The sequence below is a fragment of the Cupriavidus sp. CuC1 genome (genome assembly GCF_044627735.1).
GTDB classification, from domain to species: domain Bacteria; phylum Pseudomonadota; class Gammaproteobacteria; order Burkholderiales; family Burkholderiaceae; genus Cupriavidus; species Cupriavidus ulmosensis.
This window is the reverse complement of the sequence record NZ_JBIUHC010000102.1, coordinates 22,605-38,363: the sequence shown is the minus strand read 5'-3', so window position 1 is coordinate 38,363 and position 15,759 is coordinate 22,605. Positions and strand designations below refer to the sequence as shown.

Here is a 15,759-nt window from a genome sequence, read left to right as displayed (position 1 = left end):
TCGGGCACCACCGGCAAGCCCAAGGGCGTGCCGCGCCGGCACCGGCAGGAGCGCGCCGCCGCGCTCGCCCACGTGGCCCAGAACCTGTATCGCCATGGCGAGCGCACCCTTGGCGTGATGCCGCTTTACCACACCATGGGCGTGCGCTCGCTGCTGGCGATGGCGCTGGTGGACGGCCTGTTCGTCTGCGTGCGGCGCTGGAACGCCGGGCAGGCGCTCCAGGAGATCGCCACCCACCGGATCACCTGCCTGTACCTGGTGCCGACGCTGTACCACGACCTGCTGGCCGATCCAGGATTCGATCCCTCGGCGATCCGCACCGCGACCAAGCTCGGCTTTGCCGGCGCGGCGATGAGCGACGGCCTGCTGCGCCGCCTTGCGCTGGCCTTCGAGCCGGAGCTGTTCGTGAACCACTACGGCTCATCCGAGGTGTACACCTTCAGCATCGACCAGCGCGCAACCCGCAAGCCCGGCAGCGCGGGGCGCGCCGGCATCAACACGCGCCTGCGCGTGGTGCGCCTGGACGCCCGCTCGCCCGACGATCTGGCGGCCACCGGTGAGGAAGGCCAGATCATCGCCGACCTGCGCGGCGATGAGGCCTTCGAAGGCTACTGGAACCGCGACGACGCCAATGCCAAGTCGCTGCGCGACGGCTGGTACTTCACCGGCGACACCGGCTACTTCGACGCCGAGGGCGACCTCTTCGTCAGCGGCCGGGTCGACGACATGATCATCAGCGGCGGCGAGAACATCTCGCCGGTCGATATCGAGTCGGTGCTGTCGCTGCATCCGGCAGTGGACGAAGTGGCGGTGGCCGGCGTGCCGGACCCGCGCTGGGGCCAGAAGGTGGTGGCCTTCGTCAAGTCGCGCGGCAACGTCGATGCGCAGGCACTGGATACCTACTGCCGCGGCTCGGACCTGGTGAACTTCAAGCGCCCGCGCGATTACGTCTTCGTGGAGGAGATCCCCAGGTCGCCGGTCGGCAAGATCCTGCGCCGCAAGCTCTCCGCCGGCGAGTACGAGCCAGCCTCGCATTCCGGCAACCCTGACCTCAATCTCAACCCCAACCCCAACCCCAACCAGGCAGCGGACGCCACGCCTGTCGACACGATCAAGGAGTAAGACATGACCCAAGGAACCGAACTGATCCATCCCGACCAGCAACGCCTGCAACAGCTCGACGGCTTCTCCGTGGAGATCAATGCCGCGCGCGAGCGCGCGGACATCATCCTGCACCGTCCGCCGTACAACGTGATCGCCATGGCGGCGCGCGACCAGCTGCGCGCCGTCATCGAAGCACTGGATGCCGACGAGCGCGTGCGCGTGATCGTGCTGCGCTCGCAGGGCGAGCATTTCTCCAGCGGCGGCGATATCAAGGGCTTCCTGGAGGCCTCGCCCGAGCACGTCTCGCAGTTGGCCTGGAACGTGGCGGCGCCGGCGCGCTGCAGCAAGCCGGTGATTGCCGCCAACCGCGGCTATTGCTTCGGCGTGGGCTTTGAGCTGTCGCTGGCCTGCGACTTCCGCATCGCCACCGAGACCACGCAGTACGCGCTGCCGGAGCAGAAGCTCGGGCAAATCCCTGGCTCGGGCGGCTCGGCGCGCCTGCAGAAGATGGTAGGCATCGGCCGCACCAAGGACATCGTGATGCGCTCGCGCCGTATCTCGGGCAAAGAAGCCTACGATTGGGGCATCGCGGTGGAATGCGTGGCCGACGCCGAGCTGGAAGCCGCCACCGATGCGCTGGTCGACGAACTGCGCGGCTTCTCGCCGCTGGCGCAGCGCACCGCCAAGAAGCTGCTCAACGACACCGAGGACGCGCCGCTGTCGATCGCCATCGAGCTGGAAGGGCATTGCTATAGCCGCCTGCGCAGCTCGGACGATTTCCGCGAAGGCGTGGAAGCCTTCCACGGCAAGCGCAAGCCGGCGTTCCGCGGCAGCTGATGGAAATCGCGGGCGCGCCGGCAAGGCCGCCCGCATCCCGGACGAACTGACCGGATAACGATGCCCGCTGCCACGGCGCAAGCATCGCGGGGGAGCGCTCGCCTGCCGGCAAGGCACCGCCCGGGCGCCATCGCTGCCGTAATGATCCAAGCAGAGATCCAAATCAAAGGAGACAACAATGGAAGCCGTAGCAAAGAAGAGTACAGAGACGATCAGCGAGGCGCTGCCAGCGGCGAGCAATCGCCAGGTGTTTGGTGCCGTGACGGCGTCCTGCATGGGATGGGCGCTGGACCTGTTCGACCTGTTCATCCTGCTGTTCGTGGCGCCGGTGATCGGCAGGCTGTTTTTCCCGTCGGAGCACGCCATGCTGTCGCTGGCGGCAGTGTATGCGTCTTTTGCCGTGACGCTGCTGATGCGTCCGCTCGGCTCCGCGATTTTCGGCTCCTATGCCGACCGCCACGGCCGCAAGGGCGCGATGGTGGTTGCGGTTACCGGCGTTGGCTTGTCCACGGCGGCGTTCGGGCTGCTGCCCACGGTGGGACAGGTGGGCCTGCTTGCGCCAGCCTTGTTCATCCTGCTGCGGCTGGTGCAGGGGATCTTTGTCGGCGGCGTGGTGGCATCCACCCACACCATCGGCACTGAATCGGTGCCGCCGTCCTGGCGCGGCGCCGTCTCGGGGCTGGTTGGCGGCGGTGGCGCGGGTATCGGGGCACTGCTGGCTTCCATCACCTACATGGCAATGACCGCGCTGTTTCCCGGGGATGCGTTCGACACCTGGGGTTGGCGCTGCATGTTCTTCTCCGGCATCATCAGCTCGGTGCTCGGCCTATTCATCTTCAATTCGCTGGAGGAGTCGCCGCTGTGGAAGCAGTTGCAGGCGGCCAAGGGACATGCCGCTCCGGTTGAGAACCCGTTGCGTGTCCTGTTCTCCAGCAAGTACCGCGGCGTCCTTGTTGTCAACATCCTGCTCACGATCGGCGGTGGCAGCGCCTACTACCTGACCTCAGGCTATCTGCCGACCTTCCTCAAGGTCGTGGTAAAGGCTCCGGCGGGCGCATCCGCGGCCATCCTGATGGCCAGCAGTGTCGGCGTTATCGTGGCATCGATATTTGCCGGTCACCTCAGCACGCTGATTGGTCGCAAGCGATCCTTCCTGCTGATCGGCGCTTTGAACGTGGTGCTGCTGCCGTTGATCTACCAATGGATGCCCGCGGTACCGGATGTCACCACGCTTGGCATGTATGCCGTGGCGCTGGCGATGCTGGGCAGCATGGGTTTTGCTCCGATCCTCATTTTCCTGAACGAACGGTTCCCCACCAGCATCCGTGCCACGGGGACTGGCCTGTCATGGAATATCGGCTTTGCCATCGGCGGCATGATGCCGACGTTTGCGTCGCTGTGCGCGAGCACCCCCGCCGACCTGCCAAAAGTGCTGGGGATCTTCGTCGCGGTGGTCACTGCCATTTACCTGGCCGGTGCGGCGATCGTTCCGGAGACCGCCGGCCGCCTTGGGGAAAAGTGAGGGTGACTGCGCAGTTAGGGAAAACCGGCCGTTCAGGACTGTCGCAGGACTGGACGGTCAGGCATCCCTTCGTGCGCTGGCATGGGCCTCGACGGCGCCGCTGCGTCCAGGCGCTGTTTTGCCCGGTTGCGATGTTCGAGGGCGCGCCAATCCCGATGTGCAAACAACTGACTGGAGAGCCCTGTGGGAAAACCGCACACCGGGTTCGGAGGGAGGGGATGGCGCTCGCCGTTTCCTACCCCTATCCCATCGGCCCTTTAAGCCGTTCGCGGATCGCTGGCGAAGGCTGACCAGAACCATGACGCGGATGTCCGCTTTCGAGAAGGCCACGAGTCGCTCAGGCATTCGCATCCTGATGGTTGCCGTCCCGTTCCATGCCTCGGTGATGCGCCGCCTTCATAAGCGCAGGTTTGCCTTGCTCAGCTAGCGCGGCATCAACCGGGTCGTCGCGCTGGCGCATCAGCCAGTAAACGATGCCGAGCGCAACCAATGCAGCCGCAAGAGCAGCGATATGCGCGGGCGCCGTGGCCGGGTCGAGAATGATGAATTTGCGCGCTATCGCCAACAGGGCAATGAGGATGACGGTCTTGACCTGGACAATGTGGTCGCGCCGCAACATAACCCTGGTGATTGAATGCTTGAACTCCATTGCGATCAGCAGTGTCATGACCATGCCGAACACCGATTGAAACGTCCCATGATCCAGCGGGTTCAGTGCGCCCGACATAAGCAACATGGTGACCGCGCGTATCAGTTGCCAAAGCGATACGACAATGATCACGGAAACCACTGCGCTCAGGACGTGGGCAACGATCTGCTCGAAGCGCTCATAGAAGCTCAGAACGCGCCACTGCAGCCGAAATGCATCGAGATCCTTGCGCAGGCTGCCACTTTCATTCCTCATGGTTCACCCTTCCAGATAGATAGACATCGACGAAGCGAATTGAGAGGGAAGCCGGGGGCATGAGCCTCTCCGGGCTGGGCTTAAGGCTTCCTTAACATATTAGGGTGCGGAATCCCCAAAGTCATTTAAAGTTCCATATCCGGCCCTTGATACCGGCACGCCGTGCACACGCTCGCCTAGCCAGCGGCGCAAGGACGAAAGCGCCATCGGCCGGCCGAAGAGGTAGCCCTGCGCAAGGCGTACTCCCCTGGAAATAAGCCTAGCCCGCTGGTCCTCGGTTTCCACGCCCTCGGCTATTACCGTCAGGTCCAACGCCCGCGCGAACTCGACCATCACGTCAATGACCTTGGTACTCACTCTATCGCCAGGCCCGGCCTGGACGTAGCTCTGGTCAAGCTTGGTCGCCCTCTGGCGTAGTCACCCGGCAGCCGGCCACTGACTATGAACGCCGCTGCCCGCCGTTGCCTCTAGGAGTTGGCGCGAATTCTGCCTCATCATCGTTGCTTCCCTGTGAGGGCCGTAGGGTCTTTTCGTCCACAACTGGCCACGGTGCTAGCCCGCAAGCCGAATGGAGGCCGCCCACGTGTGCGAGATGTTCACATACGAAAGATAGGGATAGCCGGCTTGCCTTCAAGGGAAAACTTGAACGCTTGCCTCTTGAAAACCGGCAACAGATTGCCTATTTTAATTTTGCTCAGGCAGTCGCGTTGTTGCGCGCTGCGTGTTTCTGTTTGTTTGCCAGCGGCTTGGCAGGCGGGTGGGAGCGCGTTGCCCGTTCGCCTCCTTGCTGCATCAGGAGGATACGACCATGAGTGATCTCTTTTTCGGAACCGATCTGTTCAGCGAGTTCGACCGCCTGCAACGGCAGATGGTGAGCTTGTTCGGCGGGTTCCCGTCCAGCATCCGCTCCGGCCGCTTCGGGGCATTCCCAGCCGTCAACATTGGCACGACGGACGACTCGATCGAAGTCGTCGCGTTTGCCCCGGGCATCAAGCAAGACAAGCTTGAGGTCTCGATCGACAAGGGGTTGCTGACGATCAGCGGCGAGCGCGAAGCGGCGCAGTCGGAGGATGACCCCGAGGCACGGCCGTACGCACAGGAGCGCTTCGTCGGCACGTTCCGGCGCGTCGTCGAACTGCCGCAGAACGCTGATCCCGACAAGGTGCAGGCGCGCTACGCCAACGGCTGCCTGTCGATCAGCATTGGCAAGCACGAATCCTCGAGGCCTCGGGCGATCACCGTCCAGTAATGTGAGGAGAATGCCATGAGCGACACTACCCAAGTCGTTGAACGCGACCAGAGCGCGGTTGCAAAACGCCAGGAAGACAGGCCAACGCCCAGAGTCACGCTGCTTCCCGCAGTCGACATCTTCGAGGACAGCAATGGTGTCACCGTCTGGGCCGACCTGCCGGGCGTCACCAAGGACAAGCTCAATGTGAATGTCCACGATGGCAACCTACATATCGAGGCGGAAGCCGTGGTGCCGACACCGTCTGGCCTGCGGGTGCAACATGCGGAAATTCGCGAGCCGCACTTCGCACGCGCGTTTTCTCTGAGTCCCGAGTTCGATACGTCGAAGATTGACGCGCACCTGCAGGATGGCGTGCTGAAGCTGACGATCCCACGCCGGACGAAGCGCGGCCACGTCGCATTGCGGTTACCGCCGGGTGAATGCTGAAGGGCCATCCGCGGCACTGGAAAAGGTGGCGTCCGGGTGGGCGCCGCCGTCGCCCCCCAGAAGACGCGGATGACCGTATCGGTGGCCCCACCACCATGGCTGGGCCTTTGCGGCGTCGCCGATGGCAGGGCGCGACCGGTCGTTGCCGACGGTCATTCGTTGCTATCAAATGAGCATTTGGCAGGAGGGTAAGATGAAAACGGAACTGGGCAAATGGAACCCCTTAAAGTTCCTACGGAAGACGACAGCTAACAAGTAACCGATGGGGAATGCGTCAAACCTCCCCGCGCCGAGGCACGGCACGCCCGACTGGCCTGACGTTTCGCGGCTGTTTTCTAGCGATCCCTGGCGAGCGATGGGAGAATTCCTGCCCGAACCGGGCGCGGGCTTCGGTGGTTTGGATCGATGGTTCGGCGACTTCAGTTCGTCTCGCTTTCAACCTCGGATCGATGTGGTCGACGATGGCGAGGCCCTGAGGATCACGGCTGAGCTGCCCGGTATGGACCGCGAAGACCTGCAGACCACCATCGAAGATGGCGCCCTGCTCTTGCGGGGTGATAAGAAGCAGGAAATTCGGAGCGAAGAGAACGGCTGCTACCGTCTGGAGCGAGCGTACGGCGCATTCATGCGCAGTATTCCTCTGCCGGATGGTGTCGACGTGGATCACGTTGATGGGAAATTCGAAAGAGGACTATTGACACTACGCCTACCCAAGACTGACTCATCGCAGCCTGCGGTCAGGAAGATCGAAGTTAAGTGAGACGATCCGGATGGAGACTTCAATGGAATTCGATTCTGAATGGCTAACGCTGGGCAAACATCGGGTGCGACTTAGGTGCGCCCGCGGTTTCCCTACCGACAGAACGCGGAGCATGGCGGAGCTGGCCAAAATTGCGATCGAGAATAACTTGAGTGCGCGGGCCCGCTTGGTGGAGGTCACGGCAGAAGGCGAGAAGACCTATACGATCAGTGTCGGCACGACCTTCGCGAAAGACCGAGAAGCGGCGCCCCACCTAGAGTTGGCACTGGCCACGATGTTCGGACTGGCGCCCGACCAAGTCAACGTGGAGGTCGAGGTGGTCAGTCAAACGGAGGTGGACACGCACTTCGGCATGTATGAGCGGATGCTGGCCGAAAAGCTTGGCATTGTGCCGCCAATCCAGTGAAGCGCCGGGCACGTTGGCCGAGCCAATGGCGCTTTCGATGCCGATCCTGGCACTCGGCGCGCTACCCGCTGCGCGCCGAGAGGATTTGTCGCTTGGTGCGGCGACGGCGTGCGCCATGCGATCCTCACAACTCAGCGGGGATGTCTAGCGCATCCCCGCCACATCACGTCAAGAGCTCGGAAGGTCTTGCAGCCAACGCTCGGCCTGAGCGAAACCGACAACGCGCTTGCAGGCCTCGGCGCCATCGATCGATCGAGACTCGGCTACGCTAGCCGGTCGAACCCTTCCCGCCGACGCTGTCGTGCTTCTCGAGTCTAGATAGACATCGGCGGCCTGGTCGAGACGACTGCCAACTACATTTTGCCGCTCGCTCATCCACTCGGACGGAGCCCGGCTTACCTTGCGGCTTTGGTTCGCGGCGGAACGGGGCTTGTCGAGAGCCCCATGCGACCTATACTCATCGCACCAACGGTCTGCGGGTCCCGGGCGTAGTCATTTAATCGGCCAGCCTCCTCCTTCATCGGGCTCTGGTAGCCGGCGGCCCGCGTACCAAATCGCTGCCGGTACAGCGCGTCAGGGATACCATCACAGCAGCGCCAGATCTAGCCCATTCAAGGGTCCACAATGGCTCCTGTCGGACCTCCCGTTCACTTCCCCTCGGTGGGCAGCCAGGCTCTTCGGCGCTGACGGAGGACCGCCTCTCAAAATATCGGATAATTGGCTACCGATGGCATCCCTCCATCGCAGGAGCAAGTGTTCATCGCGTTGCCACTTAGCCCCCGCTTTGGCGCGCTCTCCTCATACTCATCCGGCACCATCAGTTCGGCCATTGGCTCCCTGCGCCTCTCCGTAATGCCACCCAATACATGACCCGAAGTTCCGACGATAATTCAGCCTCCTCAATCCGGCATCCAGTCGAGAAGCCGCTCAAGTCAATGCCAAGTTCCACCGCCGCAGCAAGACAGATCACCATGCGCCTCGGGCACGATGAACGCATCTCCTCGCGATAGAGGACGAGCAGCGCGGCCTGGTAGCCGATACCGTGACACCTGGACAGATGCCGTGCCTGCCGTGCGGTGGCACCTCGCCAGTCACGCATCTCGCGCAGGATGTCGCAAAGGCGGTCGATCAACCGGTCTTCGCTGCCAATGCGATGCCGAACACGAGTCTTCTGCTCCGCCACGGCCGGGCGCTCACCGATACCCCGAATGTGGAGAGCAGGCTCGGCGGGCCACCGGAACACATTCACGGATGAACTCACGCCGGTACGTGGCCGGGCCAGGAAGCGTCGGAGCTTGCTCGTTGCCTGAGGAGGAACTTCTGGATCTTGCCGGTCGACGTCCTGGGAAGGGGGCCGATGACCACCTTCTTCGGCGCCTTGAAGTGCGCCAAGTGGGCGCGGCAATGTTCGATCAGTTCGCGCTCGCCGACCCTCGCGCCATCGACGACTTCGACAAAGGCGCATGGCGTCTCCCCCCAACGCTCGTCCGGCTGGGCGACGACGGCTGCCACGCACACCGCAGGGTGCCGGTAGAGCACCTCCTCCACCTCCAGCGAGTTGATATTCTCTCCGCCCGAAATGATGACGTCCTTGGAACGGTCCCGGATCTGTACATAGCCATCCGGGCAGACGACTGCGAGGTCACCCGAATGGAACCAGCCGCCGGCAAAAGCTTCCGCCGTGGCCTTGGGGTTCTTCAGGTAGCCCTTCATCGTCATGTTGCCGCGGAACATGACTTCGCCGATCGTCTTCCCGTCCCGCGGCACCGGTACAAGGCGTTCGGGATGCAGAACGTCCATGCCTTCCTGCGCGGTGTAGCGGACGCCCTGCCGTCCTTTACGTTCCGCCAGTGCCCCGATGCCGAGGTCGTCCCATTCGGGCTGCTCCACGCAAACCGCCGCGGGGCCGTAGACCTCGGTCAGCCCGTAGATCTGGGTGATCCTGATCCCCATGCGCAGCAGCCCCTCGATCACCGGCAGCGGCGGCGCCGCGCCGCCGATGAGTCCGTGGACCGGATGGTCGATGCCCGCCTTCCACGCTTCGGGTGCGTGGGCAAGCATCGCATGCACGATCGGCGCCCCGCAGTAGTGGGTGACCTGGTGCTCGCGAATCGCATCGAGCACGGCCGCAGCATCCACCCGCCGCAGGCAGATGCTGACACCGGCGTCGGCCGCCAGCGTCCAGGCGAAGCACCAGCCATTGCAATGGAACAGCGGCAGCGTCCACAGAAAGACGGCGTGCCGGGGCATGCTCCAGTCGATCATGTTCGACAGCGCAGCCAGATAGGCGCCGCGATGGTGATAGACCACGCCCTTTGGGTTGCCCGTGGTGCCGGAGGTGTAGTTGAGGGCGATGGCCTGCCATTCGTCGGCCGGCTCGCCGCCCTCCCAGTGCGGATCTCCCCCGGCCAGGAAGCCTTCGTATTCGAGCTCCGCCAGCCTGCGGCCCCCTTCGACTGCTGGGTCGACGATGTCGATCACCAGCGGCTTGTCGTCGAGCAGCGCCAGTGCGACTTCAACCACGTCCGCGTACTCCGTGTCCGTGACCAGCACCTTCGCATCCGCGTGCCTGAGCATGAAGGCGATGGCCGCCGCGTCCAGGCGCACGTTCAGCGTGTTCAGCATGGCGCCGCTCATGGGCACGCCGAAATGCATCTCCAGCATCTCCGGCGTGTTGGCGGCCATCACGGCCACCGTATCGCCAGTCCTGACGCCGGCCGCGACCAGCGCCGACGCGAGGCGGCGGCTGCGGTCCAACATGGCCCGCCAGCTCGTGCGTCGCTCGCCGTAGACGATGGCCGTGCGCTCGGGGTAGACCTCCGCCGTCCTGCGCAGGAAGGAGATCGGCGAAAGGGGCACGAAGTTGACCGGATTGCGCTCCAGTCCATCCGCGCTGTGTTTGACGTGTTCCATGGATTGCCTCACTGGCTGCAGCCGTGCGTCAGCGCATCACGTCGCGGGAAATGATCATCCGCTGGATCTCGGAGGTCCCCTCAACGATCTCGAGCACCTTGGCATCCCCGAATGCGCGCGATACCGCGTACTCCGTCATGATCCCGTTGCCGCCGTGGATCTGCACGGCCTGGTGGGCTGCCTCCATGGCCTTCTCGGTCGCGAAAAGCTTTGCCATCGAGGCCTGCCGATCGTAGGGCCGGCCCTCGTCCTTGGCCACCGCGGCTTCGTAGAGCATCAGGCGGGCAGCGTGCGCATGGGTCGCCATGTCGGCCAGCTTGAACTGCAGCGACTGGAACTGGTTGAGCGTCTTGCCGAACGCTGTGCGCTCGCTCATGTAGCGGACGGAGCGTTCCAGCGAGCCCTGAAGGATGCCCAGGCCCAGCGTCCCGATCAGGATGCGGCCGGTACTTACCTGCGACAGGGTCTGCCTGAGGCCGGCCCCGACCTCGCCGAGCAGGTGGTCGGCGGGAATGGCGCAGTCCTCGAAGAACAGTTCGAATGTGGTCGATCCGCGCCAGCCGATCTTGTGCAGCTTCTTGCCATGGCTGAAGCCGGGCGTGCCGTTCGGCACGATGAAGTTGGAAATCTCCTTGCGGCCGTCGGGCCGGGTTCCCGTCACCGCCGCAATGACGATCGGGCCGGTGATCTCGGAACCCGAGTTGCTGATGAAGGTCTTTGCACCGTTAATGACCCAGCAGCCATCCTTCAGCACGGCGCGGGTCTGGATATTGGCGGCGTCGGAGCCGGCGTTCGGCTCTGTCAGCCCGATGCAGCCGACCTGCGCGCCCGTCAGGATCGGCCGCAGGAAGCGCGCCTTCTGGCCGTCGGTGCCGTAGTTGTTGAGCAGGCTGGCCGCCGTCGAGTTGGCCATGATGGCCACCGCCACGGCGCAATCGACGCGGGCGATCTCTTCCAGCGCAATGGCGGAGCCAAGCCAGTCGCCGCCGCTGCCTCCCCAGGCTTCGGGGTACGGCAGCCCGATATAGCCCAGTTCGCCGGCCCGCCGCCAGATCTCGTAGGGAAAGCTCTCCTCTTCCCACAGCCGGTGGGCGACCGGTGCGACCTCTTCCTCGGCGAAGCGGCGCACCGCCTCGCGGATCATTTCGTGGTGTTCTGCGACGTAAGACATCGTCGTCCTCCTCAATACGATTCCTGCAGCATCGCCAGGTAGTCATCGACCGTGGCAGTGCGGGGATTGGTGGCGTGGCAGTGGTCCTTCTTGGCGGCGACCGCGATGTCCTCCAGCACGTCACGCGGCACGCCCATGGCGCCGAGACTGGCCGGCAGGCCGAGACGGGCGTTGAGTTCGCTGATAGCCAGAGCCGCGTCCGCGCCGGCGGGCAGGCCCATGGCCTGCACCAGTGCGGCCTGCTTGGCTTCGGTCGCCGGCTTGTTGAAGCGCAGCACTGCCGGCAGCAGCACGGCGTTCAGCGTGCCGTGGTGCAACGAGACGCCGGGCACCGCGCCCAGCGGGTGCGACAGGGCATGCACCGCGCCTAGCCCCTTCTGGAAGGCCAGCGCGCCTTCCATCGCGGCCATCATCATGTTCCAGCGCGCGTCGCGGTCGCGGCCGTCGGCGGTGGCCTTCTCGATATTGGCCATGCCGCGGCGCAGGCCGTCCAGCGCGATCGCCTCGGCGGGCGGGTTGATGGCCGGCGCCAGGAAGGTCTCGATGCAGTGGGCGATGGCGTCCATGCCGGTCGCGGCGGTCAGGGCCGGAGGCAAACCCAGCGTCAGTTCGGGGTCGCAGATGGCGAGCTTCGGCAGCAGGAACGGACTGAGCAGGCCGAGCTTGCGGCCGGACTCCATGACGATGACCGCGCCCCGGCCCACTTCGCTGCCGGTACCCGCAGTCGTCGGGATGGCCACCAGCGGGACGACCCGGCTGGTGATCAGGCTCGCGCCGCCCTCCACCGCTGCGTATGTCTGCAGCGGTGCAGGGTGGGTGGCCAGCAGCGCGGTGGCCTTGCCCAGGTCGATGGGCGACCCGCCGCCCACGGCCACGATGCCGTCGCAGCCATTGCCGAGGTAGAGGCCGGCCGCGGCGGACACGGCGGCTTCCGTCGGGTTGGGTGGGGTGTCCTCGAATACGGTGGGCGTGCAGTCCGGGCCCAGGGCGTCGAGTACCTTGTCGGCGATACCGGCGGCGCGGATGCCGCGGTCGGTGATGATTAGCGGACGCTGGATGCCCAGGCGCCGCAACTCGGCCCCCAGCATCCGGATCGCGCCGAAGTCGATGTGAACGGTAGTCAGGTAGTTGATGACAGCCATGTTTTCCTCGTGATTATGTTGATGCGTCAGGCGCGGAACAGCGTCGGGTCCATGCGCGGAAGCGGCTCCGCCACGCGCACCGGCGGGAAGGCCATCAGGTCCAGCACCTGCGACCTGACGTCAATACCGGGCGCAACCTCCTCCAGCACCAGGCCGTCGGGCGCCACCGAGAAGACCGCGCGCTCGGTGATGACCTTGGCCTCCTGGCCGCGCTCGGCCACGTTGCGCCCGAGCGGATAGGTGATCTCGTCCACGCGCTCGACGAACTTGCGCACGCTCCCCTCGCGCCCGACCGACAGGAAGCCGTCGGTGGTGTCGGCGGCGAGGCCGCCGGTGGTGAAGGTGCCGGTGAACAGCAGCCTGCGGGCGTTGTAGGCGATGTCGATAAAGCCGCCCGGCCCCGGATTGGCCGCGCCGAAGCGGCTGACGTTGATGTTCCCGGCCCGGTCGAACTGGGCAAAGGCCAGCGCCGCCATCGGGCAGTTGCCGCCGTCGATGAAGTCGAACTGCGACGGGCCATCGATCAAGGCCTCCGGATACTTGTTGGCGGAGAATTGCCAGCCACTCATCACGACACCGCCGAAGGGACCGTGCTCGGTAGTGAAGCTGTAGCGCCGCAGGCCGCCGTCGGCGAACAGGCCGTCTTCCATCATCACCGTGGGCACGTCGGACGAAGCGCCGAAGCCAAAGATGCTGACCTCGCCGGGCCTGACCTCCCGGGCCGCCCGCCGGGCGATCACCTTGTCGGCGCCGGGTGGCAGGCGGTCCGAGGCGCGGCCATCGAAAAGCTGGCCGCCGAGATAGGCATCGTCGTACCGGACGTCGGTGGTCATCATAGTGTCGGGTTCCACGACGACGCGATCCACCAGCGCGCCGGGAATCCGCACCGCGTGCGCCGGCCGGGCGTGGCGCGGCACCAGCTTGCGCACCTGTGCGATCACGGTGCCGCCTGATGCCTTCACCGCCAGCGCCATGGCCAGCGCGCACGACGTGATCGGCTCCTCCTCGAAGCTCAGGTTGCCGTGCTCGTCCGCGCTGGTGGCGCGCAGGAACGCCACGTCTAGCGGCCAGCTCGGATAGAACAGGTATTCCTTGCCGTCCAGCTCCTGCATCCGCACCAGGTCGTCGATGGCGCGCGCCGTGTACTTGCCGCCCTGCTGGCGCGGGTCGATGTAGGAGCCGAGGCCGATGCGGGTCAGGTAGCCTGGGCTGCGCCGGGCGACTTCGCGCAGCCAGTGCATGGTGGCGCCGATCGGCCAGCAGTAGGCTTCCACCCGGTTCTCGCGGATCAGGCGCATGAACTCCGGGCGCTTGCCGGTGGCCGGATTCACCGCATTGGTAAAGTTGCCCGACACGATCCGCTTCATCAGCCCTTCGACGGCCACGTGATCCATGCCGCGGATGCCCATGCCGTCGCCGACACTGACCGGGAAGAAGAACGTCAGGTCACGGGGCGATCCTGTTTCGTGGAAGCGTTGCGCCAGCGCCTGGAACAACGCGTCCGGCGTCAACCAGCCGATCACGCCGACGCTGCCCACGCTCTGGCCGGGCCGGATGTCCAAAACGGCCTGCGCCGCAGTGCAGATCTTGCTCATGCGATCTCTCACCTTTCTCGCCGCTCGCAGCCCGGGCTCAGGCCTGGAAATGGATGATGTGGGTGCCGACGCAGACCGTCTCGCCCCGCTGGTTGAGTAGCGTCGCCTCGGCCCAAAGGCGCTTCTTCTCGTCGTCGGCGCGGGTAATGCGGTAGTTCACAGTGAGGGTGTCGCCGATGCGCACGGGCTTGGTGAAGCGCACCTTGTCGTAGCCGTAGGAGACCGCCGGGCGCTGGATCATGTCGAGATACTTGGTCACGGCGCCGGCGATGAAACCGACCATCATGGCGCCCTGCGCGATGCGACCGCCGAAGCCCATGCGCTTGCAGTACTCGTCGTCCATGTGGTTGGGGTGGTTGTCACCGCTGATGCCGGCGAAGGCATAGATGTCGTACTCGCCGAGGGTGCGGGTGTAGCTGGTGTGCGTGCCAATAAGGGTGGATACGTCGCCTTCGTGCGGGATCTTGATGTCGGACATGGGGCTCTCCGGAAGTGGGTTGGGTTCAGACCTGGGTGGCATCGATCCTGGTCTCGAGGATGAGCAGGGATTCGAGGAAAAAGTAGTCGCCCCAGACCAGTTCGTTATCCATGGCGACGCCATTGCGCTTGTTAAAGCAGCCGCCGGTGAGGATGCCAGGCTGCCGTACATCGCCTGGGCCGACCGGGGTCAGGAAGCGGGTCACGAGTTGCTCGATGCTGTCGACGGCGGCCTGGCGGTAGACCGCCGCGCGCTCCGGGATAAGCGCGGCCAGTTTGAGCAGGCTGGCGGCGGCGATGGCGGTGGCCGAGGTGTCGCGGTTAGTGTGCGGGATGGCGGGATCGTCGAAATCCCAGAAGGCCACGCGGTCGGCGGGCAGGTGCGCGACCCACCAATCGGCCACGCGGATCGCGTCGGACGTGAACGCCTGCTCGCCGCACGACAGCGCCTGCGCGAGGCCGAGCATGCCCCACGCCTGGGCGCGGGCCCAGGTGCTGCTGTTATGGATGCCCTTGTGCGTGTAGCGCTTCACGAGCGAGCCGTCGGCGGCGTTGAATGTGGCGGACTGGCAGACCGAGCCATCCTCCCGCACGCACAGGGCGATGTGCTGGCGCAGGTGCTGGCGGCCGATCTCGCCCGTGCCAAGGGCGGCGTCGTGCCGCAGCAGCAGCGCCACGGTGCCCGGAATCGCATCGATGTTGGCCTCGCTCGTCCCCACGCTGGAGGCCTCCTCGGCCTCGGTGCCGAGCGGGATCAGGCGGGCCGCTTCGCTGTACATCTCCGCCAGGCCGCGCGTGCCGTCGAGGGCGAGCCGCGCGGCCTGCGGATCGGCCAGCAGCGAGCCGCCGAGTTGCGCGCCGTACCAGAAGAGGAATCCTTTGAACACCGACTTCGACGCCACCCGCGGCGCTAGCCGTGCCGACCACGTGCGGGCGCTGTCGCGGTACTTCTGCTCGCCGGTGCGCAGGGCAGCCAGCCACAGCATCCCGACCCAGAAGCCCCCGGTCCAGTCGCCGGCCGGCGAGCGTGTCCAGGTGCCGTCGGCCGGGTTGCCATAGTGCGGAAAGCCCACCTCTTCCTGCGCGATCGTCGCATCGATGCGCTGCAGGATGCGGCCGAGCGCGTCAACGACCAGTCTGGAATCCATACGGTTTGTCTCCATGTATACATTGGCTTGTCCGGTCTCCGGTGCCAGCCTTGCGGACTGGCAGGCTGGCGCGCGGAGCGGGTATGCATGGAATCGTAAGGA

At 65.1% G+C, this 15,759-nt stretch carries 14 protein-coding genes and 2 pseudogenes; 7 read left to right on the top strand and 9 right to left on the bottom strand.

Translation table 11 applies throughout. The annotated features are described in order from the left end of the window. The 3 genes from ACGLHR_RS34095 to ACGLHR_RS34085 form a co-directional block, all read left to right on the top strand. On the top strand, window positions 1–1,122 hold a 1,122-nt coding region (locus tag ACGLHR_RS34095; RefSeq protein ID WP_400099377.1), incomplete at its 5' end, for an AMP-binding protein. A 3-nt stretch (window positions 1,123–1,125) separates the two neighbouring features. Continuing rightward, on the top strand, window positions 1,126–1,941 hold the full coding sequence (locus tag ACGLHR_RS34090) for an enoyl-CoA hydratase/isomerase family protein (protein WP_400099375.1): 816 nt from the start codon (window positions 1,126–1,128) through the stop codon (window positions 1,939–1,941). A 178-nt stretch (window positions 1,942–2,119) separates the two neighbouring features. After that, a complete protein-coding gene (locus tag ACGLHR_RS34085; protein WP_400099373.1) occupies window positions 2,120–3,463 on the top strand; it encodes an MFS transporter in 1,344 nt (447 codons plus the stop codon). A gap of 337 nt (window positions 3,464–3,800) precedes the next feature. Here the strand turns inward: ACGLHR_RS34085 and ACGLHR_RS34080 are convergent, their stop codons facing one another. Continuing rightward, window positions 3,801–4,367, bottom strand: a complete 567-nt coding sequence (locus ACGLHR_RS34080) for a phosphate-starvation-inducible PsiE family protein (RefSeq protein WP_400099371.1) — start codon at window positions 4,365–4,367, stop codon at window positions 3,801–3,803. A 99-nt stretch (window positions 4,368–4,466) separates the two neighbouring features. Continuing rightward, window positions 4,467–4,757: pseudogene (locus ACGLHR_RS34075) on the bottom strand (EAL domain-containing protein); the annotation flags it as partial. A gap of 418 nt (window positions 4,758–5,175) precedes the next feature. Between ACGLHR_RS34075 and ACGLHR_RS34070 the strand changes: the two are divergent. From ACGLHR_RS34070 to ACGLHR_RS34055, 4 genes and pseudogenes are all read left to right on the top strand, one after another. Beyond that, entirely contained in the window at window positions 5,176–5,616 is a 441-nt protein-coding gene (locus ACGLHR_RS34070) for an Hsp20/alpha crystallin family protein (protein WP_045237932.1), read from the top strand. Window positions 5,617–5,631: 15 nt separating this feature from the next. Next, window positions 5,632–6,038: pseudogene (locus ACGLHR_RS34065) on the top strand (Hsp20/alpha crystallin family protein). 269 nt (window positions 6,039–6,307) lie between these two features. Beyond that, window positions 6,308–6,805: an Hsp20/alpha crystallin family protein gene (locus tag ACGLHR_RS34060; protein WP_400099369.1), complete on the top strand. Its 498-nt coding sequence runs from the start codon at window positions 6,308–6,310 to the stop codon at window positions 6,803–6,805. Between the two features lie 22 nt (window positions 6,806–6,827). Beyond that, on the top strand, window positions 6,828–7,211 hold the full coding sequence (locus ACGLHR_RS34055) for a hypothetical protein (RefSeq protein ID WP_400099368.1): 384 nt from the start codon (window positions 6,828–6,830) through the stop codon (window positions 7,209–7,211). 817 nt (window positions 7,212–8,028) lie between these two features. Here the strand turns inward: ACGLHR_RS34055 and ACGLHR_RS34050 are convergent. Genes ACGLHR_RS34050 through ACGLHR_RS34020 form a run of 7 tightly spaced genes read right to left on the bottom strand, consistent with a single transcriptional unit; the run spans window position 8,029 to window position 15,657 of the window. After that, a complete protein-coding gene (locus tag ACGLHR_RS34050) occupies window positions 8,029–8,460 on the bottom strand; it encodes a hypothetical protein (protein WP_400099366.1) in 432 nt (143 codons plus the stop codon). A gap of 8 nt (window positions 8,461–8,468) precedes the next feature. Further along, entirely contained in the window at window positions 8,469–10,124 is a 1,656-nt protein-coding gene (locus ACGLHR_RS34045) for an acyl-CoA synthetase (protein ID WP_400099364.1), read from the bottom strand. A 28-nt stretch (window positions 10,125–10,152) separates the two neighbouring features. Further along, window positions 10,153–11,295: an acyl-CoA dehydrogenase family protein gene (locus ACGLHR_RS34040; RefSeq protein ID WP_400099362.1), complete on the bottom strand. Its 1,143-nt coding sequence runs from the start codon at window positions 11,293–11,295 to the stop codon at window positions 10,153–10,155. An 11-nt stretch (window positions 11,296–11,306) separates the two neighbouring features. Then, window positions 11,307–12,437, bottom strand: a complete 1,131-nt coding sequence (locus ACGLHR_RS34035) for an iron-containing alcohol dehydrogenase (protein WP_400099360.1) — start codon at window positions 12,435–12,437, stop codon at window positions 11,307–11,309. 26 nt (window positions 12,438–12,463) lie between these two features. Next, window positions 12,464–14,032 carry an acyl CoA:acetate/3-ketoacid CoA transferase gene (locus tag ACGLHR_RS34030; RefSeq protein ID WP_400099359.1) on the bottom strand — a complete coding sequence of 523 codons (1,569 nt, stop codon included), beginning with the start codon at window positions 14,030–14,032 and terminating at the stop codon, window positions 12,464–12,466. Between the two features lie 37 nt (window positions 14,033–14,069). Further along, window positions 14,070–14,510 carry a MaoC family dehydratase gene (locus ACGLHR_RS34025; protein WP_400099358.1) on the bottom strand — a complete coding sequence of 147 codons (441 nt, stop codon included), beginning with the start codon at window positions 14,508–14,510 and terminating at the stop codon, window positions 14,070–14,072. Between the two features lie 25 nt (window positions 14,511–14,535). Next, window positions 14,536–15,657 (bottom strand): glycosyl hydrolase, encoded by a 1,122-nt coding sequence (locus tag ACGLHR_RS34020; protein ID WP_400099356.1) that lies wholly within the window; start codon window positions 15,655–15,657, stop codon window positions 14,536–14,538. Between the last annotated feature and the right edge of the window lie 102 nt (window positions 15,658–15,759).

Coding starts and splice junctions, on each gene's coding strand:
- ACGLHR_RS34090 (WP_400099375.1), top strand. CDS start 1,126: ATGACCCAAGGAACCGAACTGATCCATCCCGACCAGCAACGCCTGCAA.
- ACGLHR_RS34085 (WP_400099373.1), top strand. CDS start 2,120: ATGGAAGCCGTAGCAAAGAAGAGTACAGAGACGATCAGCGAGGCGCTG.
- ACGLHR_RS34080 (WP_400099371.1), bottom strand. CDS start 4,367: ATGAGGAATGAAAGTGGCAGCCTGCGCAAGGATCTCGATGCATTTCGG.
- ACGLHR_RS34070 (WP_045237932.1), top strand. CDS start 5,176: ATGAGTGATCTCTTTTTCGGAACCGATCTGTTCAGCGAGTTCGACCGC.
- ACGLHR_RS34060 (WP_400099369.1), top strand. CDS start 6,308: ATGGGGAATGCGTCAAACCTCCCCGCGCCGAGGCACGGCACGCCCGAC.
- ACGLHR_RS34055 (WP_400099368.1), top strand. CDS start 6,828: ATGGAATTCGATTCTGAATGGCTAACGCTGGGCAAACATCGGGTGCGA.
- ACGLHR_RS34045 (WP_400099364.1), bottom strand. CDS start 10,124: ATGGAACACGTCAAACACAGCGCGGATGGACTGGAGCGCAATCCGGTC.
- ACGLHR_RS34040 (WP_400099362.1), bottom strand. CDS start 11,295: ATGTCTTACGTCGCAGAACACCACGAAATGATCCGCGAGGCGGTGCGC.
- ACGLHR_RS34035 (WP_400099360.1), bottom strand. CDS start 12,437: ATGGCTGTCATCAACTACCTGACTACCGTTCACATCGACTTCGGCGCG.
- ACGLHR_RS34030 (WP_400099359.1), bottom strand. CDS start 14,032: ATGAGCAAGATCTGCACTGCGGCGCAGGCCGTTTTGGACATCCGGCCC.
- ACGLHR_RS34025 (WP_400099358.1), bottom strand. CDS start 14,510: ATGTCCGACATCAAGATCCCGCACGAAGGCGACGTATCCACCCTTATT.
- ACGLHR_RS34020 (WP_400099356.1), bottom strand. CDS start 15,657: ATGGATTCCAGACTGGTCGTTGACGCGCTCGGCCGCATCCTGCAGCGC.